General features: G+C 71.1%; 14 protein-coding genes. 6 read left to right on the top strand and 8 right to left on the bottom strand.

Annotated elements, in window-relative coordinates; all coding sequences use genetic code 11:
- Positions 1-42 precede the first annotated feature (42 nt).
- Complete coding sequence (locus VF632_RS17055; RefSeq protein WP_331024132.1) at positions 43-918, bottom strand: hypothetical protein; 876 nt, start codon at positions 916-918, stop codon at positions 43-45.
- A gap of 377 nt (positions 919-1,295) precedes the next feature.
- On the opposite strand from VF632_RS17055, the gene VF632_RS17050 reads away from it, so the two are divergent.
- Together VF632_RS17050 and odhB are read left to right on the top strand one after the other, a co-directional pair.
- Positions 1,296-4,175, top strand: coding sequence for a 2-oxoglutarate dehydrogenase E1 component (locus VF632_RS17050; protein WP_331024131.1), 2,880 nt, complete (start codon positions 1,296-1,298; stop codon positions 4,173-4,175).
- Between the two features lie 41 nt (positions 4,176-4,216).
- Positions 4,217-5,491, top strand: a complete 1,275-nt coding sequence (gene odhB, locus VF632_RS17045; RefSeq protein ID WP_331024130.1) for a 2-oxoglutarate dehydrogenase complex dihydrolipoyllysine-residue succinyltransferase — start codon at positions 4,217-4,219, stop codon at positions 5,489-5,491.
- Between the two features lie 130 nt (positions 5,492-5,621).
- Here the strand turns inward: odhB and VF632_RS17040 are convergent, their stop codons facing one another.
- Entirely contained in the window at positions 5,622-6,719 is a 1,098-nt protein-coding gene (locus VF632_RS17040) for an aromatic ring-hydroxylating oxygenase subunit alpha (RefSeq protein WP_331024129.1), read from the bottom strand.
- A 557-nt stretch (positions 6,720-7,276) separates the two neighbouring features.
- On the opposite strand from VF632_RS17040, the gene VF632_RS17035 reads away from it, so the two are divergent.
- From VF632_RS17035 to VF632_RS17020, 4 genes are all read left to right on the top strand, one after another.
- Positions 7,277-8,566, top strand: coding sequence for an APC family permease (locus VF632_RS17035; RefSeq protein WP_331024128.1), 1,290 nt, complete (start codon positions 7,277-7,279; stop codon positions 8,564-8,566).
- Positions 8,563-9,057, top strand: a complete 495-nt coding sequence (locus VF632_RS17030; RefSeq protein WP_331024127.1) for a PH domain-containing protein — start codon at positions 8,563-8,565, stop codon at positions 9,055-9,057. Before VF632_RS17035 ends, VF632_RS17030 begins: the two co-directional genes overlap by 4 nt.
- The gene (locus VF632_RS17025; RefSeq protein ID WP_331024126.1) at positions 9,047-10,651 is read left to right on the top strand and encodes a PH domain-containing protein; all 1,605 of its coding nucleotides are present in this window, start codon (positions 9,047-9,049) and stop codon (positions 10,649-10,651) included. Before VF632_RS17030 ends, VF632_RS17025 begins: the two co-directional genes overlap by 11 nt.
- A gap of 139 nt (positions 10,652-10,790) precedes the next feature.
- Positions 10,791-11,339: a Uma2 family endonuclease gene (locus VF632_RS17020; protein WP_331024125.1), complete on the top strand. Its 549-nt coding sequence runs from the start codon at positions 10,791-10,793 to the stop codon at positions 11,337-11,339.
- Between the two features lie 281 nt (positions 11,340-11,620).
- On the opposite strand, the gene VF632_RS17015 is transcribed toward VF632_RS17020, so the two are convergent.
- The 6 genes from VF632_RS17015 to VF632_RS16990 form a co-directional block, all read right to left on the bottom strand.
- Positions 11,621-11,830: a cold shock domain-containing protein gene (locus tag VF632_RS17015; protein ID WP_331024124.1), complete on the bottom strand. Its 210-nt coding sequence runs from the start codon at positions 11,828-11,830 to the stop codon at positions 11,621-11,623.
- Positions 11,831-12,156: 326 nt separating this feature from the next.
- The gene (locus VF632_RS17010) at positions 12,157-12,867 is read right to left on the bottom strand and encodes a hypothetical protein (RefSeq protein ID WP_331024123.1); all 711 of its coding nucleotides are present in this window, start codon (positions 12,865-12,867) and stop codon (positions 12,157-12,159) included.
- Positions 12,864-14,573 (bottom strand): methyl-accepting chemotaxis protein, encoded by a 1,710-nt coding sequence (locus tag VF632_RS17005; RefSeq protein WP_331024122.1) that lies wholly within the window; start codon positions 14,571-14,573, stop codon positions 12,864-12,866. Before VF632_RS17005 ends, VF632_RS17010 begins: the two co-directional genes overlap by 4 nt.
- A gap of 91 nt (positions 14,574-14,664) precedes the next feature.
- Positions 14,665-16,125: a pyridoxal phosphate-dependent decarboxylase family protein gene (locus tag VF632_RS17000; RefSeq protein WP_331024121.1), complete on the bottom strand. Its 1,461-nt coding sequence runs from the start codon at positions 16,123-16,125 to the stop codon at positions 14,665-14,667.
- 169 nt (positions 16,126-16,294) lie between these two features.
- Positions 16,295-16,480, bottom strand: a complete 186-nt coding sequence (locus VF632_RS16995; protein ID WP_331024120.1) for a hypothetical protein — start codon at positions 16,478-16,480, stop codon at positions 16,295-16,297.
- Between the two features lie 684 nt (positions 16,481-17,164).
- On the bottom strand, positions 17,165-18,670 hold the full coding sequence (locus VF632_RS16990) for a response regulator (protein WP_331024119.1): 1,506 nt from the start codon (positions 18,668-18,670) through the stop codon (positions 17,165-17,167).
- Positions 18,671-18,902: the final 232 nt, after the last annotated feature.

The raw sequence follows: 18,902 nt of genomic DNA, 5'->3' as shown, positions 1-18,902 counted from the left end.
TTTACGGAGTCGGCGAAGAGAGCAGCTTGGGGGCGGGAGCCATCAGGGTGCGCGGGTTGGCATAGGCGCGCTCCTGCAGCTCGGGGATGGTGGCGCCGGACACCAGGAACTTGCCCGTGCCCTCCACGATGCGGCGGCGCAGCAGCTCGGCTGCTCGGGTGCGATCTCGCCCGCGTCCAGCCGCTCGCGCACCAAGTCCAGCACCGGCAGGCTCTCGGCGGCCTGGCGGTATCGCTGCGCGGCAGGCAGCGCGCGGAAGAACACCACGCGGTCCCACACCGACACGATCAGCTCGCGCACGGCGGCGATCACGGGGGCGGCGCCCATCAGCTCGAACGTCTTGTCGCTCCCCGAATCGCACCCCACGACGCTCAGGCCGTTCGGCTGCACGCCGTGAAGGGTGGCGCAGGCGCCGTACAGCAGGTCCAGGCTGTCCAGCAGCGTCGCCAGGCGCGCGGGGGTGGAAAACCGCCGCGGCGCCTCGATCACCTGCACCACCAGCAGCGCCTGCCCACCGGCCTCGTCCCCGCGGCGAAGCGCGTCGAGCACGGGGATCCCGCCCTGCCCCAGCAGCTCCGAGAAGGCGGGCAGGTGCTGGGTGGCGAACCGCACCCGCTCCGCGAACGAAAACGCCTCCTGTGCACGGTTCTCCGCCGCGATCAGCAGCGACCAGGTGTCCGCCTGCTCCAGCGCCGTCACGCCCAGCGCCTCGGCCACCAGCCGCCCGGGACGGGTGAAGCGGCTGGCGCGCAGCCCGTAGTCGCGCAAAGCCCCAAGTAGGCGAGTCAGGAGCTCGCCGGGAACGGGTTCGCGCCGGTATCCCAGCCGCGCCACCTCCACCAGCGGCAGCTCCAGCCCGCTCTCGGACAACGCGCGGACCACCTGGTCTACTCCGTTGATCAGATCGGCTTTGCGCATGGACGAACCGCGTGGGAGGGATGCCGGGGGAGCCCTGAGAACGTACCGGGAAGGGCTGAAGTGCGAAAGTGCGAAAGAGAAGTGCGTGAGTGCGGAAGTGCGGAAGTAATGAGCCGCCACTCTCATCCTCCCGTTCCTCCTCCGTGTCCTCCGTGCCCTCCGTGTGAGGCTCTTCCGTGTCTTTCTCCACGTCCTCCGGGCCTCCGCGTGAGATGACCCGTACGCGGCGCGCGCCGTGCGTACACCCCGGGGCTCCCGCGCGCGAGGTAGCGGGTTGCAACGACGCGGCTTAAGTTGTCGGCGCTGTGCCCTCCGCCCCGAGCGGCGGAAGGGCTTACGGGCGCATCCGGCGGCGTGCGCCACCACGAGGGTGTACCATGGCAGATCTTCGCGAGTTCACAGGCCCCAACGCGGCCTACGTGCTCGAACAGTTCGAGCGTTTTCAGCACAATCCCCAGTCCGTGGACGAGGGGCTGCGCGGCTGGTTTGCGTCCATCGACCCCGCCCAGCTGCGGGAGATCGAAGCGCCCACCCCGGCCGGGACCGCCGCGCAGCCCGCCCAGGCGGATCTTGAAAAGGCGTTCGCCGCGCGCGCCCTGGCGCGCTCCATCCGGGCTCGCGGCCACACCGGCGCCCGGCTGAACCCGCTGGGCCCCGGCGCCGGCGCCGACCCCGTCCTGGACGCGGCCACGCACGGCCTGACCGACGACGACCTGGCGGCGCTCCCCGCGTCGGTGGTGTTCGGCCACCTGCCGGAGTCGCCCAACGCCCTGGCCGAAGTGCAGCGCCTGCGCTCCATCTACGCCGGGACCATCGGGTGGGAGTTCCTTCACCTTCCCAACCCCGACGAGCGCACCTGGATCCGCGAGGCCATCGAGTCGCGCCGCTACACCCAGCCGCTTCCCGCGGAACGCAAGCGCGCGCTGCTGGACCGGCTGTCGCAGGTGGAAGGGTTCGAGAAGTACCTTCATCGCGCCTTTTTCGGGCAGAAGCGCTTTTCCATCGAGGGAACCGACCTGATGGTTCCCATGCTGGACGAGATGGTGTCCGAGGCGGCGCGCGCGGGCGCCGGTGACGTGATGATCGGCATGGCGCACCGCGGCCGCCTGAACGTGCTGACGCACGTGCTGAACAAGCCGTACGCCATGATGCTGTCGGGCTTCGCGAGCGCGCAGGCCGCGCCCGCGCTGGATGCCTACCAGAACAGCGACGAGCCGTCGGGCGACGTGAAGTACCACATGGGGTGGACGGACGAGCGCCAGGTGGACGGACGCACCGTTCGCGTGTCCCTTTCGCCCAACCCCAGCCACCTGGAGTTCGTGGACCCCATCGTCGTGGGGATGGCGCGCGCGGCCCAGGACGACACCTCGGCCCCGGGCGTGCCCACCATCGACCATGGCCGCGCGGTGGCCGTGCTCATCCATGGCGACGCCGCGTTCCCCGGCCAGGGGGTGGTGCCCGAGACGCTGAACATGCAGTCGCTGCCCGGCTACACGGTGGGCGGCACCATCCACCTGATCGCCAACAACCAGGTGGGCTTCACCACCGACCCGCAGCAGGGCCGCAGCACCCGCTACGCCAGCGACCTGGCCAAGGGGTTCGAGATTCCCGTCGTGCACGTGAACGCCGACGACGCCGAGGCCTGCCTTGGGGTCGCCCGCTTCGCCCTGGCCTACCGCGCCCGCTGGGGCAAGGACATCGTCATCGACCTGGTGGGCTACCGCCGCTGGGGGCACAACGAGGGCGACGAGCCGCTCTTCACTCAGCCCGTGATGTACGGGGTGATCAAGGACCACCCCACCGCCCGCGAAGCGTTCGCAGCCCGCCTGGTGGAAGAGGGCGTGCTGACGCGCGACGAGGCCGACGCCTCGCTGAAGCGCGTGCTCGACGAGCTTTCGGCCACGCTGGAGGGGCTGGGCGGGGACGCGGGCGCGCACGGGCACGACCACCCCTCGCCCAACGGGCGGCAGGGCCCGCGCGAAACGGCGGTGCCGCGCGACCGGCTGCTGGAGTTGAACGCAGGGCTGGTAGGCCGGCCCGAGGGCTTTCAGGGCAACTCGCGCCTGGAGAAGGTGCTGCAGAAGCGTGCCGAGGCGGGGAGTGGCGAGCCGGTGATCGACTGGGGGCACGCCGAGGCGCTGGCGTTCGCGTCGCTGCTGGCCGAGGGCGTTCCCGTGCGCATGACGGGGCAGGACGTGGAGCGCGGCACCTTCAGCCATCGCCATGCGGTGCTGCGCGACGCGCGCACCGGCGAGCGGATGAACGTGTTCCACCTGCTCCCGCAGGCGCGCGCCTCGTTCGAAATCCACAACTCGCCGCTCTCGGAGATGGCGGTGGTGGGCTTCGAGTACGGCTACAGCGTGGGGCACCCGCAGTCGCTGGTGCTGTGGGAGGCGCAGTTCGGCGACTTCGTGAACGGCGCGCAGGTGATGATCGACCAGTACCTGGCCGCGTCCTACCAGAAGTGGCAGCAGCGGACGGGGCTGGTGCTGCTGCTGCCGCACGGCTACGAGGGCCAGGGGCCGGAGCACAGCAGCGCGCGCCTGGAGCGCTTTCTTCAGCTGTGCGCCGAGAACAACATGCGCGTGGCCAACTGCACCACCTCGGCCAACTACTTCCACCTGCTGCGCGGCCAGGCGGCGCTGCTGAATTCCGAGCCGCGGCCGCTGGTGGTGATGAGCCCCAAGAGCCTGCTGCGCCACGCGCTGGCGTCGTCGACCATCGACCAGCTGGCGACGGGCACCTTTCAGCCGGTGATTCCCGACGCCTCCGCCGCGGACCGCGCCGACTCCATCACCCGCCTGGTGCTGTGCTCGGGCAAGGTGTACGTCGATTTGGTCGGCGGCACCGAAGACCAGCGCAAGGAGCGCGCGGCCGTGGAAGGCATCGAGCGCGTCGCCATCGCCCGTGTCGAGGAGCTGTATCCCTTCCCGGGGCACGAGCTCGCCGAGGTGGTCGCCGGCTATCCCAATCTCCAGGAAGTCGTCTGGGTGCAGGAAGAGCCGCGCAACATGGGCGCGTGGAACTACATCGCGCCGCGGCTGCAATCCATTCTGGGCGAGCTGCCGCTGCGCTACGAGGGGCGCCCCGACCGCGCCAGCCCCGCCGAGGGGTACATGCACCGGCACCTGGCCGAGCAGCACCGCCTGGTCTTCGCCGCCCTTTCCGGCGCGCCGTCGGTGGATGGGGATGCTGCGATGGCGGATTCGGTGGGAGCCGGCCGGATGGCCGCGAGGTTCATCGGAAAGCGAAAGTAGGGGAAGGCTGATGGAGCTAACATCTGCTGCGGAGCAACAGCATGGCCGTTGAAATCCGGGTGCCGCCTCTGGGCGAGTCCGTCGTAGAGGCGACGGTGGGCCGGTGGACCAAGAAGGAAGGGGATCGCGTCGAAAAGGACGAGATCCTGGTGGAGCTTGAAACCGACAAGATCACCGTCGAGGTGGCGGCGCAGGCGGCCGGCGTCATCGCGAAGATCGTGAAGGCCGAGGGCGACACCGTGAGCGTCAACGAGCTGCTGGGCTCGCTGTCTGCTGCCGACGGAGCCACCCCGGCCGACGAAACGGGGCAGGCGGCGGCGCCGACTGACCAGAAGCCGCGGGCGCAGTCTGAGGCCGCGCCCGCGGCCGAAGGGGCCGGATCGGCGGATGCGCAGACGTCGCCCGCCGTCCGCTCGCTGGTGGCGGAGCACGGCCTGAACGTGGCCGAAATCCGTGGGAGCGGCCCCAACGGCCGCGTCACCAAGGAAGACGTGCTGGCGTTCATCGAGCGCGGCCGGGCCAAGTCGGCCGAGCCAGCGGCGGCTCCCGCGGCTCCGCCCGCACCCGCGTCCGCCCCGAAGCCCGCGGCCCCAGCCCCGGCCGCACAGCCCGGTGGCCGTGCGGAGACGCGCGAGCGCATGTCGCGGCGGCGCAAGACCATCGCGCGGCGGCTGGTGGAAGCGCAGCAGACCACGGCCAGCCTCACCACCTTCAACGAGGTAGACCTCAAGGTGGTGATGGAGCTGCGCAAGGCGCGGCAGGACGAGTTCGTGAAGAAGCACGGGGTGAAGCTGGGCTTCATGTCGTTCTTCACCAAGGCCGCCATCGGCGCGCTGAAGCAGTTTCCGCGGCTGAACGCCGAGATCCAGGGCGAGGAGATCGTCCTGAAGCACCACTACGACATCGGCATCGCGGTGGGCGCCGAAGAGGGGCTCGTGGTCCCCGTGGTGCGCGACGCCGACAAGCTGGGCTTCGCCGAGATCGAAAAGCGCATCGGCGACCTGGGCCAGCGCGCGCGCGACGGCAAGCTGACGCTGGACGAGTTGCAGGGTGGCACGTTCACCATCACCAACGGCGGCACGTTCGGCTCCATGCTGTCCACCCCCATCCTGAACCCGCCACAGGTGGGCATTCTTGGGATGCACAACATCGTGGAGCGGCCGATGGTGGTGAACGGGCAGATCGAGATCCGCCCGATCATGTACGTGGCGCTCACGTACGACCACCGCATCGTGGACGGCAGCGAAGCGGTGAGGTTCCTGGTGGCCATCAAGCGCATGCTGGAAGACCCCATCTCGATGCTGCTGGAGGGGTGAACGGCAGTGCGGTAGTGCGGTAGTGCGTGAGTGCGGTAGTGAACGTCACTCCGCTTCGTGAGGGTGGAGAGAGCCTGTCCCCGTGCGGGGGCAGGCTCTCTTTATCAGCTCCACCGAGCTGGCCGCATCTTCATCCCCCCGTGCAGTCGCCCGTCTCGCGCGCCAGCAGCGTATGGAAGTGGTGCGTGCCCACTTCGCGGCGCGGCGAGTAGCGGCCGCGGTGGTACAGGCGCGACCGCACGCCCTTCTGCACCGCTTCCACGACCTCCTCGTCCTCCATCTCCACGCGGTGAAGCCCGGCCCCGGCACCTGACTCGCGCCTGCTTTCGTCCCACACGTACGACAGGAACGAGACACGGGTGCGGTCGTGCCCCAGCGGCTGCACCAGGTTCACCGACAGCCCCCACGGATAGAAGTTCAGCATCACGTTGGGGAAGAGCCACCAGTAGTAGGCGGCCACCAGCGTGCCCTCGTCCGGATGGCCGGGCGGCAGGGTGAACGCCTCGTCGCGGTTCTTCGTGGTCCCCAGCTGCAGGTTGCACCAATCAAAGGTTTCCGTGCGATAGGTGGCGTAATCCAGCGTCTCCGACAGCGACGCGTGGATGAACGGGATGTGGAATTCCTCCAGGTAGTTGTCTACGTACAGCGCCCAGTTGGCGCGGATCAGGTAGTCGCGCGAGGTACCCGGGTCGAAGTGGAACTCGTCGAGCGGCAGAAATCCGCAGCGCTCGCGCACCGGTCCGATCCACTCGTCGAAGCCGCACGCGGGCTCGATCCCGGTGAACGCCAGCGGCCCCCAGTGCCGCAGGGGCAGGCCCGGAAGATTGTCGGCCAGGGATGGAAAGTTTTCGACGCCGTCGAACTCGGGCATGTGCGTCATGGTGCCATCCAGCGCGAACCGCCGGCCGTGGTAGCGGCAGCGCAGGTGCCGCGCGTGCGTCTCGCCCTCGCAGACGACGGTGCCGCGGTGCGTGCAGACGTTGCTCAGGCAGCGGGTCTGGCCGTCCTCGCCCGCGGCCAGCACCAGCGGCTCGTCCAGGCACCCCTCCAGCAGGGTGAACGGCAGCAGGTGCCCGGGCGCCTTTACCCGCTCCGCCCCTCGCACCATCTGCCAGCTGCGCGCGAACACCCTCTCCTTCTGCACCTGGTACCAGGCCGGCGACGAGTACACCTCGGCGGGCAGTGTCTGCGCGCGGTGGATTTCAGGGTGGATGGTGAACGGCTGCATGGGGGAGTGCGTCAGTGCGTGAGTGCGTGAGTGCCTCGATGGGGATTGAGGAAAGTAGGGGATGGGGCGCGATGGGCAAAGCTGCTCGGCCGCAATGGGCGGGTTCACCCGCTCCTGGATGGGTGCGCGGGGCCGATCTCGATCCTGTGGGCCCGGCTCTGCTGGGGCGAATGAATTCGCTGCAACAAACACACGAAGTCCGCCTTCGCGGACTGGCTTGTTCTCGTGGGAGGAGGACCGTGTGGCGCGCCCGGGCGGCGGGGGTCACCCGCTCCTCGGTCGGTTCGGATGGTGATGCAATCGTGCGGGCCGTGGCGGGTCGTGTTCGACCTGTCGCGCAGGCGATTCGAGGCCACGAACACCTCCGAACGTGAGGCTGGCGCTGGGGCATCGGGCGCGGCTACTATCGGGAGACTTCCCCACCCTGCGGCCGCGGTTTGGCCTCGCGGCATCATCGACACCAGACCCTTGTGACCCCCATCGCCGCACCTCCAGCCGACGGTACGAACGCCCTGAGCCCAGCCGGCCAGAGGCGCGGCCTGCTACGCGTTCTGGGCGTGACGTTCGGGCTGGCGGTGACCATTGGGAACACGATCGGCGCGGGAATCCTGCGTGCCCCCGGCGAGATCGCCGCGCAGCTGCCCTCCACCGGGCTGTACCTGGCCGTGTGGGTCGCGGGGGGACTGTACGCGCTGCTGGGCGCGGTTACGCTGGCGGAGCTGGGGGCCATGCTGCCGCGCTCCGGCGGCATGTACGTCTTCGCGCGGCACGCGCTGGGCCGCTACGCCGGGTTCCTGGTGGGGTGGAACGACTGGGCTGCCACCTGCGGCAGCGCCGCGGCCGTCGCGGTGGTCATCGGCGAGTACGCGGGGGCGCTGCTGCCCGCCCTGCAGGGGCGCGCGGTGCCCGTGGCCATGGGGGTGACGGTGGCGTTCGCGGCGCTGCAATGGCGGGGCGTGAGGATGGCGGGCGCGGCGCAGACGGTGACGAGCGCGGCCAAGGCGCTGGTGCTGCTGGCCATCGTGAGCGCCTGCTTCCTGCTCCCCGCCACCCGTCCCCTCGCGGCGGCGGTGCCGTCCGCCGTCCCCGCCGGGGGCGCGCTGCTCGTGGCGGTGATCGTCGCCATGCAGTCCGTGATCTACACGTACGATGGCTGGACAGGTGTCATCTACTTTTCCGGCGAGGTGCGCGATCCCGGGCGCGACATCCCGCGCGCCATGATCGGCGGCGTGCTTTCGATCACCGCCCTCTACCTGCTGCTGAACCTGGCGTACCTGTACGTGGTGCCCCTACGCGCGCTGGCCGGCGAGCCGCTGGCGGCGGGCGCGGCGGCCCGCGCGGTGCTGGGCCCGGCGGGCGACACGGCCATTCGCGTGGTGCTGATCGTGGCGCTGCTCAGCACCGTCAACGCGCTGGTGCTGATGGCGCCGCGGGTGCTGTACGCCATGAGCGCCGACGGCCTGGTGCCCGGGGGCGCATCCAGGGTCAACGAGGGCGGCACGCCCACGGGCGCGCTCGTCGCCAGCACCGCCGTTTCGCTGGCGTTCATCGCCACGGGAACCTTTTCGGCCATCATCGCCGTACTGTCTTTCTTCTTCGTGGCCAACTACGTCCTGGCCTTCGCCAGCGTGTTCGTCCTGCGGCGGCGCGAGCCCGGCATGCCGCGGCCCTATCGCGCCTGGGGCCACCCGTGGACCACCGGGCTGGCGATGCTCGGCTCGCTGGCCTTCCTGGCGGGGATGGCCGCGGGCGATCCGGGCACCAGCCTGTACGCGCTGGGGCTGCTGGCCGCCAGCTATCCCGTCTACCGCGCCCTGACCGCCCTGATTCCCAGACCCGCCCCATGACCGTTCTCGACGAAGCCCCCGCCCCCGTGGCGGACGCGCCCGCGCAGCCGCTGCACCCCCGCGTGGTCGCCCTGTGGCGCATCGGCGCGTTGCTGTGGTGGGCGTTCCTCACCGCCGCCGCTGTCGTCGCGACGTTCATTTTCGAGAAGTCGCCGTGGCTGGCCCTGCCCGTCGCCATCATCGGAGCGGCATGGGTGATCGTGGTGCCCCCCTTCCAGTACCGCCACTTCCGGTACCGGATGAGCGACGTGGACCTGCGCATCATGCACGGGTGGCTGTGGCGAAGCGTGAGCGTGGTGATGCACTCGCGCATCCAACACGTCGACACGCACCAGGGGCCGGTGGAGCGCATGCTGGGGCTGGCCACGGTCGTGGCGTACACGGCGGGAAGCGTGGGAGCCCGGGTGGCCATCCCCGGATTGGCCGCCTCCGAAGCCGACGTGCTGCGGGAGCGGCTGGCGGCGGTCAGCGGGACGGACGATGGCGTCTGATACCGCCGCGCTCGCCGGGTCGGACGCACGGCGGCTTCACCCGCTGACGTTCGGGTTCGCCTCGTTCAAGATCGCCCGCAACATGATCTGGCCCGCCCTGGCCGGCGGCTTCAGCATCGGCGGGCAGTTCGGCGGGTTCGTCCCGGTGTTCGTGGGTGTGCTGGCCGTACCGGCGCTGATCGGCGCGGCGCTCACCTACGCGCGCTACCGCTGGCTGCTGACGGGTGACGAGCTGCTGCTGCGCTCCGGCGTGCTGAACCGGCAGGACCGCGCGATTCCACTCGCCCGCGTGCAGAACGTGGAGGTGCGCCAGAGCCTGGTACAGCGCGTTTTCGGCGTGGCGGAGCTGCGCGTGGAGACGGCGGGCGCCGGCGCCGAGGCCGAGGCCGTGCTCTCCGTGCTCTCGCTGGCCGACGCGCAGTCCGTGCGCGCCGATCTGCTGGCCCGCCGCCGCGGCGTGCGCGCGGTCGAGTCCGTCGAAGCGGACGGGATCCCCGCGGTGATCGACCAGGAGCTGGCGGACGCGCCGCCGCTGGCCCGTCTCTCCACCGCCTACGTGCTGGCGGCGGGCGCCACGGCGAACGAGACGGGGGTGATCGCGGCCGCCATGGCCGGCCTTCTCCAGTTCGCCGACGACCTGCCGTCGCCGTTCCTGGACCAGGCGGTAGACCGGATCATGGTGGAAATGGGGGGCGGGTTCGCGGCCATCGCCGCCCTCGTCCTGGCGGCGATGCTGGTGTTCGGCTGGCTGATTTCCATCGTGGGCGCCGTCGTTCGCTACCACGGCTTCACCCTGTGGCGGGTGGGTGACGAGCTGCGCAAGCGCTACGGCCTGCTGACGGTGCACGAGGCCAGCATTCCCCTGAAGCGCGTGCAGGCGGTGCGCGTGGAAGAATCCATCATCCGGCGCGCCTTCGGGCTCGCCTCGCTGATGATCGAGACGGCCGGCGGCGCGCCCGGGCAGCGGGGCGGCGCGGAGGCGTTCGTCCCCATCGCACGCCGCGACGCGGTGGGGCCGCTGGTGGGCGGAATCTTCGGCGGGATGGACCTCGATGGGGTGCGGTTTGAGCCCGTGCACCCGCGGGCGCAGCGGAGGATCGTTCTGCGCTACCTGCGGACCCTGCTCATCCTGTGGGTGCCGTTCTGGGCCGCGCGGTGGCTGCAGGTGGAGCCGATGGGGTCGATGGCGCCCTGGATCGCCCTCCTGCTGCCGCTGCCGTGGGTCGCCGCGCGCCTGCAGTACCGCAGCCGGGGCTGGGCGTTGGCGCCTGGGTACGCGGTCGCACGCAGCGGCGTGCTCCGGCGGGTGACGTGGATCGTGCCGGACGCCAAGCTGCAGACGCTTCACCTGTCCGCGTCGCCCTTCCAGCGGCGGCTGGGACTCTCGACGCTGGTGCTGGACACCGCCGCGGGCGGGCGCGCCGCCGCCGTGATCGACCTGGGTGAGGAAACCGCGCGCGCGCTGCTGGAAACGCTCTCGGAGCGGATGGCGCACCGGCCGGTCTGCGCGCCGGTGCAGGTTGCAGAGGCGGATACACCCGCGATCGTGGAAGCAGGCGAACCCGCCGTGGCATCGCGGGAGTCCGGCGAGTGACCTGCGTCGTGCGGCGGTGCGGACTGTGCGGCTGGTGGGCGGGAGATGTCCAGACTTGCCGGTTTTACGTCCGCTTTGTAAGTTTAGGAAGCGCGTCGGATCACCACACCGATTCCTTCACGCACCCACGGAGGCAAGGATGAAGATCGCACCTTTAGGACGTGAGGCCACGATCGATGACCTCTACAAGGTCGAGGGCAAGGCGGAGCTCGTGGACGGGAGGATCGTCCTCATGAGCCCGACGGGAGGCGCGCACGGCCAGGCGGCCAAGAACATTCTCTTCAGCTTGACGGCGTACGAGCGGAGCATCGGAGGCGGGACGGCGTTCGGCGACGCCGTGGGTTTCATCTACTCTCCGCGCAGGTCGTTTTCGCCGGACGCCTCGTGGTACGTGGGTCCCGAGCCTACCGAGAAGATGCTCGATGGCGCGCCGCTCCTGGCCGTGGAGGTGCGCAGCCCGGAGGACTACGGCCCGGCCGCGGAGCGGCGAATGGCGGCGAAGCGTGCGGCCTACTTCGACTGTGGCACCCAGGTGGTGTGGGATGTCGACGGGCTGCGCGCGGAGGTGATCCGCGTCTATCGCGCCCCGGACCCGGAGAGCGCCGACGTCTACAAGCGCGGCGAGGTGGCCGACGCGGAGCCGGCGGTGCCCGGATGGCGGTTTCCCGTGGACGAGTTGTTCCTGTAGGAGCCGTAGAGAAGCGAACCTACACGGACGAGACCGGCTGCCGGCGCATGCCTCGGCCGTAGACGCGCTTCGGTGACTGTGTGGCGGATCCCTCGGTCGCTGCCGATTGCGGTGTGCGGGCCGGTTCGCCGTGGCCGCTCCGTCGGGATGACATCGCGTGCCGGGACGCATGGGCGAGGAGCCGAAGATACACGCAGAAAGGCCGGAGCGGCGGGGAGCCGGTCCGGCCTTTCATCATGCACCAGGGCCGCCCGGGGGGACGGCCCTGCACCCGCAGCAAATCAGGCGACGCGCGAAACGTTCTCGGCCGCCGGGCCCTTGGGACCGTCCACGATGTCGAACTCCACCGTCTCGCCTTCGGTCAGCGTCTTGAAGCCTTCCTGCTTGATGGCGGAGAAGTGAACGAACAGGTCCCTGCCGCCCTCGCGCTCGATGAAGCCAAAGCCCTTGGCATCATTGAACCACTTTACCTTCCCGGTCGAACGTTCCATCTCCTACTCCTGCTGCTGCGGTGAGAGCATGTACATGGCGCGGTGTGCGCCTGGGGTCCGCCGCCGGACCGTCCGGCGTGCGGCAATCGCTCCTGGGGGGGAGCGCATTCGGGTGCGGCATGAGCGCCGGCGCGGGCGCGCCGGGGCCAGGACTCCGTTTTGTGGGCGTGGGGTATTCCTGCGAACCAGGGCGCGGGAAGAAACCGGGAGTGTACAGCGCTCGCCAGCGGAGCCACGTGCGGAGGATGTGCCGTCGATGAACGCCTAAATAAGCGCGCCCCGTACGTTTGTCAAGAAAAACTTTCTCCGGCGCACACGAACGGCCGTTAGGGGACAATGGCCGGAAGGCGGATGTCGAGCCCCGAGCCGCCGGGCGCGCGGGCCGGCCGGCAGCGCACCTCGCCCCCCAGCTGCGCCACCAGCCACGCGACGATTCCCGGCCGCCAGCCGTCCTCGGCCGAGGGACGCGGGTGCGGGGCGGGCGCCCCCTCGCGCGGCGCCTCGCCGTCGTCGGCCACGGAAAGCACGATGCCGGGCCCGTGGGCGTCCAGGCGCAGCTCCACCAGGACGTGCCCGTGCGAGCGGCGCGCGGCGCCCGCCAGAAGGTGGCCCGTCAGCCGGGCCAGGAAGCTTTCGCGGCCGGGCACCACCGTGCCGGGGGGCAGGTCGGCCGTCATCCGCACCTCTACGGCGCGGGCGGTGGGCAGGAACCGGCGCACGGCACGCTCCACCGCGGCGCCGGGGTCGAACACCACCTCCGGAGAGAGCGCCGCGCCCCGCGTCACCTCCACCACGTCGCGCACCATCAGCCGCAGGTCCGCGCAGTCCTCGACGGCGCGGTCCAGCTCCCCCGCCGGCGCGCGCCCCATCCGCGCCTCGCCCGCGGCCAGGCGGGTGCGCTGCTCCAGGGCGAACAGCGCGTCCTGCAGGTCGTGCAGCAGCTCGGCCGACACCTGGCCAATGGCTTCCATGCGCTCGCGCACCGCCACCACGGGGCGGGCGCCATTGCCCTCCGGGCGGGGCGCGTCGGGGCTCACGCGGGCCTCGGCTCGGCAACCAGCCGCGGCGGGACGAGGGCCACGGCTCCGTCCGCCACGGGCGCGTCCGCCGGCTCCTCGGCCGGTGCGGCATCACCGGCGCGGAACTGCGCGGCCAGTCCGCTGAGCGTTCCCGCCGTCTCGGCCGTGCGGGCGCTGGTGGCGGCAAGCTGCTCCATGGCGCCGTGCTGGTGCCCCGCGGCGGCGGCGGCCAACCTGGCGCGGTCCTGCGCCGCGCCGGCGATCACGCGGATGCGCGACACGTCGCCGCGCAGCGCCTCCATGGCCCCGGCCTGCTGGTCGACGTCGGCGGTGATGCGGTCGATGAACTCCACCGTGCGCTCCAGCCCCTGGATGATGGACCCCAGCGACTCCGAACCCGCCCCCGCCACCGCGCCCACCCCGCCGATGCGCGCGCTTCCCGCGTGAAGCCGCCCGCGCACCTCGGCCAGCGCCGCCGACGTTTCTCCCACCACCCCCGCCACCTCGGCGGCGGAGGCCGCGGACTGCGCCGCGAGCTGCCGGACCTCGCCCGCCACCACGGCGAAGCCGCGCCCCTGCTCGCCCGCGCGCGCCGCCTCGATGGCCGCGTTCAGCGCCAGCAGGTTGGTCTGCTCGGCGATTTCCTGGATGGCCTCGACGAAGACGCTGACCCGCGCGCCCGCCGCCTCCAGCGCGTCAACCGCGCCGCCCAGCCGGCGGTAGTCGTCGCTCAATTCCACCAGCAGCCCGCCCGCCCGGTCCACCCGGCGCGCGTGCTCCTGGGCCTCGCCGCGCAGGCCGTGCGCGGTGTCGGCGGAGCGCGCCGCCTCGGCCCGGAGCTGGGCACTGGCGCCGGCGATGGCGGATACCGACTCTTCGCCGCGCGCCACCAGGGCCAGCTGCTGGTCGGCCTCTTCCGCCGCGGCCGACGTCGCCTCGCCGATCACCCGGGCGGCGTCCTGCACCCCGGCGGCGGTGGAGGCGAGGGTGTCGGAAAGGGAGGCGAGCGAGGCGGAGTGCTCCTGGATCTGGCGGACCATGTCGCCTACCGTCTGCGACATGGCGTTGACGGAAACCGACAGGAAGCCGATGTCGTCCAGGTAGCGGTCGGGAAGGCGGCCGGTGAAGTCGCCCTCCTGCGCCCGTGCCAGCGCCTTGCGCACGCGCTGCAGCCGGCGCGTGTAGGCCAGCGGTCCCTGCATGGCCAGCCAGCTGATGCAGAGCAGGAAAAAGGCTTCCACGGCGATCACCGCCCGGGCGGCGGCGGGCTGGTCCGCCATCCCCACCCACCGCGCGAGGGGATAGGCCACCAGCGACTGCAGCAGCAGCACGCGCGCGGCGACCGGCATTCCCAGCGCGTAGGCGCCGGTGGCGAACACCAGGAAGGGGAGCACCAGGTAGCCGTGCGTTCCCAGGAACGCCGCCAGCAGGGCGATCATGAGCGTGTCGGACGACAGCATGACCCAGAACTGCCAGGGAGCGAACCGGTTGCGCCACGCGGCGAGCACGGCGGCGCCGTTCAGGACGGCCGAGGTGCCCGCCAGGATGGCGGCTTCCGTCAGGGTGATCTCCAGCGCGCCGGTATAGTGTCCGACCGCGGCCAGGCCAAAGGAGATGCCCACCATGATCCAGCGCGTGCCGATGGCCTGGCGGTGGCGCTCGCGCAGCACCGTCCAGCGCTCGCGCGCAAAAAGCTCGTCGAAATCCAAGGAGGTCGTGCGCACGGGTACCACGGGGGCGGGGTCGCTGCGGGGTGCGCGCCCCCACCGTGGAGGGCGCCGCCGCCCGTCATTGTGCGTGCGGAGCCCTGTCGTGTCAAGAACGTGCCGCTTCAGTGGATGCGGCTTGGCGCAGCAGGTTCCACGCTTCGCGCACGTGCTCCTCCGTCGTCCCCAGGTTGCCGATGGCGAACCGCAGTGCCAGCCGGCCGTTCACCCGCGTGTGGCTGAGGTAGGCGCGTCCCGTGGCGTTCACGGCGGCCATGATGCGCTCGTTCAGGGCATCCACCTGCTCGTCGTTCATCCCGTGCGGGCGGTGGCGGAAGACGACCAGGCTCAGCGGCACGGGGGCCATCACCTCCCACCCTGGCTCCGCGCCGATCCACCCGGCCAGCCCCCGCGCCAGGCGGCAGTGCTCGCGGATGCGCTCCGCCATCCCCTCGGCGCCGAAGTAGCGCAGCACCATCCACAGCTTCAGCGCGCGGAACCGCTTGCCCAGCGCGGGGCCGTAGTCCATCAGGTTGGTGACGGACTCGCCCTCGGGAGTCAGCAGGTACTCGGGGACGACGGAAAAGGCGCGGCGGACGACGTCGGGGCGGCGCGTGTACAGCACGGAGCAGTCTACCGGAACGAACATCCACTTGTGCGGGTTCACCACCAGCGAGTCGGCCAGCTCGGCGCCGTCCAGCACGTGCCGCATCTCGGGGACCAGCGCGGCCGATCCGCCGTACGCGGCGTCCACGTGAAGCCACACGTCCAGCCGCCGGCACACCTCGGCGATGCGGCGGACGGGGTCGATGCTGCTGGTGGAGGTGGTTCCCGTGGTGGCGACCACGGCCAGGGGGCGGATTCCGGCCGCGCGGTCCTGCTCGATGGCGGCTTCCAGCGCGGCGGGGTCCATCCGGAACTCCCCGTCGGTGTCGATCTTCCGCGTTCCCTGCATCCCGATCCCCAGCGTGACCCCCGCCTTGTCGATGGACGAGTGCACCTCGCGCGAGGCGTACACGCGCAGCCGGGGAAGGTCGCGCCCGCTCAGCCCCTCTTCGCGCACGCCCAGCCCGGCGGCCTCGCGCGCGGCGGCCAGGGCGATGAGCGTGCTGATCGAGGCCGTGTCGTGAATGGTGCCGTGCAGTCCCTCGGGCAGCCCCATCAGCTGCCGCAGCCAGTCGAGTGTCCGTTCCTCCAGCTCCGTCTGGGCGGGGCCGGTGCGCCAGAGCATGGCGTTGGTGTTCAGCGCCGCCGTCAGCATCTCTCCCAAAATGCCGGGGCCGGAGCCGGTGATGGCGAAGTAGGCGAAGAAGGACGGGTGGTTCCAGTGGGTTACGCCGGGAACGATGACGTCGCGGAAGTCGCGCAGGATGTCTTCCACCGCCTCACCGTGCTGGGGCGCGGAGGGCGGCAGCTTGGCGGCGATTTCGCCCGGGCGCACCGGCGACAGCACGGGAAGGTCGCCGACGTTGGCCAGGTAGTCGGCCATCCAGTCCACGGCGGCGTGCGCGTGCCTGCGAAACTCCTCGGTCGGCATGTCGGCGCCGCGCGGGCGGGCTTGATCGGTCATCGGGCGTCCTGCGTGGATCGGGAGAGCGCGGGCCGTGGCCCGGGGTTCCACGCACAATCTCGGCTGGGGGGCGCGCCCGCAAGGCGCGCGGTGGACGGGAGGATGAAAAAAGGCTCTCCCCCTCACTCCGCGGCGGGCGCGGGGCGAGGGGGAGAGATGGGCGCGGGCGTCACGCGGCCTTCGCGAGCGGCCGGACGGGAGCGACGTCTTCCACGCGGCGCGGACCGCGGGGGTTGATGATGTCGTCGATGCTGAACGACGTGGCGGCACCGGTCGTCGGCGTGGTGGTCGGCGCGCCGGAGCGGTGGATGATCTGCCAGAGCAGGTGCGAAGCGATCGGGTTCATATCGTTCATCTCCGTTGGAGTCAGGATTCCAGGTGAGGCCGCCGGGGAAGTCCACCGGTCCGGCTCACGGAGATGAAGCTAAACGGGCGCACCGGGGTGTGCGTGGGTCAACTCACCCATCGTCCACCCACCCCGCGGGAACCTAAACCTGCAGATGCGCACCTGTCATCCCGACGGAGCGGCCACGCAAAACCTGCCCGTACGCCGTCGACGGCAGCGACCGAGGGATCCGCCACACATCGATCGAAGCGCCTCTGCCACCGCGGCGTGCCCCCACCAAGGGCCGGGTGCGGCGTGGACCGGGGCAGGGTCGCGGATGACGGCGGCGGTAGCACGACGGCAGTCCAGTCCGCGAAGGCGGACTTCGTGTGGTTGTTGCCGCGAATTCATTCGCCCGACGAAGCCGGGGCTCACACCACGGCTGCGGCTCCGCGACTCAGGCTCGCGTGTCGCTGCCGCGCCCAAGTTGAGGGACGCCCAGGCAAGATCCTTCGGCCCGCGAGGGGTGTGCTGCGGGACAGTGCGGTGCGCCTGGGCCTCAGGAGGACAGGCTATGGCGTTGCAAAGAGTTATGCCGATGCCCCACACTAGCTCCCTTCCCCCGCGCAGTTTGCGGGGGAAGGGCTGGGGATGGGGGGCGCCCGCCCGAGCACCGGGTCATCCTGACGCTCCCATCTCAGGGGTGTACCCCCCTCAGCGGCGGCGGTCCAGGCGGTTGCGGATGCGCGACACCAGCTCGGGCCCCACGATGGGCTTGCTGAGGTAGTCGTCGGCGCCGGCGGCAAAGACGCGGTAGATGGTTTCGCGGTCCGCGCGCGCCGTGAGAAAGAGGATGGGCACGTGCCGCCACGCCGGGTCGCTGCGCACCACGCGGCACAACTCGATGCCGTTCAGGTGGGGCATGTCCACGTCCAGCACCAGCAGGTCGGGCTTGATCCCGCGCAGTTCCGTCCAGAAGCGCAGCGGGTCGTTCAGGGTATGGACGCGAAAGCCCTGCGGCTCCAGCAGCGCGCGCAGCCCCTCGGTGATCGTGGAATCGTCGTCCACCGTGAGGATGGTGTGCGCCTCGGCGCCGGGGGCGGGCAGAACTTGGGCGAACGCGTCGGCGATGGCGCCGCGGGCAAGCGGCGGCTGCAGGATGAACCGCGCACCCATCTTCAGCGCACGCACGCGGTCCAGCAGCGTGTCTCTATCGGTATACGCCACCACCGGCACGCCGGGCGCCCGGCGCGTCACGCTGGAAAACGTGTCCCACTCCGCGTCCAGGCTCTCGGCGCGCAGGTCCAGGAACACCGCGTCGGGGCGCACGGCGAGGTTGGTGTCGCCCTCCGCCACGGTGACGCCCAGCCCGGCCAGCTCCGCGCGCGCCGTTTCGGCCAGCCCCCAGTCGCGGGCCATCACCCACACCACCGGCGGGTCGTTGCGGACCGGGGGAGCCGCGGCGGGGGCGGCCGGCGCGGAGGTGGGGCGCCGGTCCACCTCGTTCCTCAGGTCCGCGGCGATGCGGGCGAGCCGCGCCCCGTCCGCCGGGGCCGGCGAGGGATTGCGGAGCGCGTCCTCGGCCTCGCGGGCGCGCACGGAGCCGTGGTCCAGGCCAAAGGTGCCCAGCGCGCCGGCCAGCCGGTGCGCCTCACGCAGCGCCTCTTCGCGCAGCGGCTCGGAAAGCCGTCCCGCGCCCAGCGCCGCCGCGGCGCGCTCGAGCACGGCGATGCGCTCCAGGACGGGCGCGCGGGCCCGGCGCCACACCTGCGCGAGCGCGTCGCCCAGCCGCTCCGGGGCGCTCTCGGCCGGGCGCGGTGTCGAGACGGCCTCGCCCTCCGTCAGCGGCATCCCCAGCAGGGTGGCGACCGCGCGCAGCAGCTCGGAGCGGTCCACCGGGTGAAACAGGAGCTGGTCCACGTGAAGGTCGCGGACCAGGTGCCGCAGCTGCTCCTCGTTCACCGTGGACGCATCCAGCTCCATCGTGTAGACCAGGGGCACCGAAGCGGTCTTCGGATCGGCCCGCAGCCGGCGCACCACCGCATCGGCGGAAGGATCCTCGAGCGACGCATCCAGCACCACCAGCCGGGCCTCGTCGGAACGCACGGCATCCAGCGCCTCCTGCCCGGAAAACGCGGCCTGCACGACCACGTTGTCCAGGCGCTGGGCCAGCCAGGTGCCCAACTGGCCGGGGAGCCCGGCAATGAGAATTCCAGCCATCTTCACTGAACACGGGAACGAAGAACAATACGATACACGACACCGCTTGTATTAACGATTCCGCTCGCCCGGCGAAAGGCAACTGCATGGATCACGGTAGAGTAGACGCCAGGGCGAGGTTACAGCTTCGCCCTGGTCGCCCCTCTTCGAACCGGACGTGCGGATTTCCCGCATCCGGCTCACCCGGCAGGTTCACCGGTTGGCTATCGGAGAGTTGCGCGCATTGGCCTAC

The sequence above is a fragment of the Longimicrobium sp. genome (genome assembly GCF_036388275.1).
GTDB lineage: Bacteria > Gemmatimonadota > Gemmatimonadetes > Longimicrobiales > Longimicrobiaceae > Longimicrobium.
This window is presented reverse-complemented; position numbering and strand designations above follow the sequence as displayed.

Excerpts from the sequence above, each read along its gene's own strand:
- VF632_RS17055 (WP_331024132.1), bottom strand. The coding sequence starts at position 918 with ATGCGCAAAGCCGATCTGATCAACGGAGTAGACCAGGTGGTCCGCGCG.
- VF632_RS17050 (WP_331024131.1), top strand. The coding sequence starts at position 1,296 with ATGGCAGATCTTCGCGAGTTCACAGGCCCCAACGCGGCCTACGTGCTC.
- odhB (WP_331024130.1), top strand. The coding sequence starts at position 4,217 with ATGGCCGTTGAAATCCGGGTGCCGCCTCTGGGCGAGTCCGTCGTAGAG.
- VF632_RS17040 (WP_331024129.1), bottom strand. The coding sequence starts at position 6,719 with ATGCAGCCGTTCACCATCCACCCTGAAATCCACCGCGCGCAGACACTG.
- VF632_RS17030 (WP_331024127.1), top strand. The coding sequence starts at position 8,563 with ATGACCGTTCTCGACGAAGCCCCCGCCCCCGTGGCGGACGCGCCCGCG.
- VF632_RS17025 (WP_331024126.1), top strand. The coding sequence starts at position 9,047 with ATGGCGTCTGATACCGCCGCGCTCGCCGGGTCGGACGCACGGCGGCTT.
- VF632_RS17020 (WP_331024125.1), top strand. The coding sequence starts at position 10,791 with ATGAAGATCGCACCTTTAGGACGTGAGGCCACGATCGATGACCTCTAC.
- VF632_RS17015 (WP_331024124.1), bottom strand. The coding sequence starts at position 11,830 with ATGGAACGTTCGACCGGGAAGGTAAAGTGGTTCAATGATGCCAAGGGC.
- VF632_RS17000 (WP_331024121.1), bottom strand. The coding sequence starts at position 16,125 with ATGACCGATCAAGCCCGCCCGCGCGGCGCCGACATGCCGACCGAGGAG.
- VF632_RS16995 (WP_331024120.1), bottom strand. The coding sequence starts at position 16,480 with ATGAACGATATGAACCCGATCGCTTCGCACCTGCTCTGGCAGATCATC.
- VF632_RS16990 (WP_331024119.1), bottom strand. The coding sequence starts at position 18,670 with ATGGCTGGAATTCTCATTGCCGGGCTCCCCGGCCAGTTGGGCACCTGG.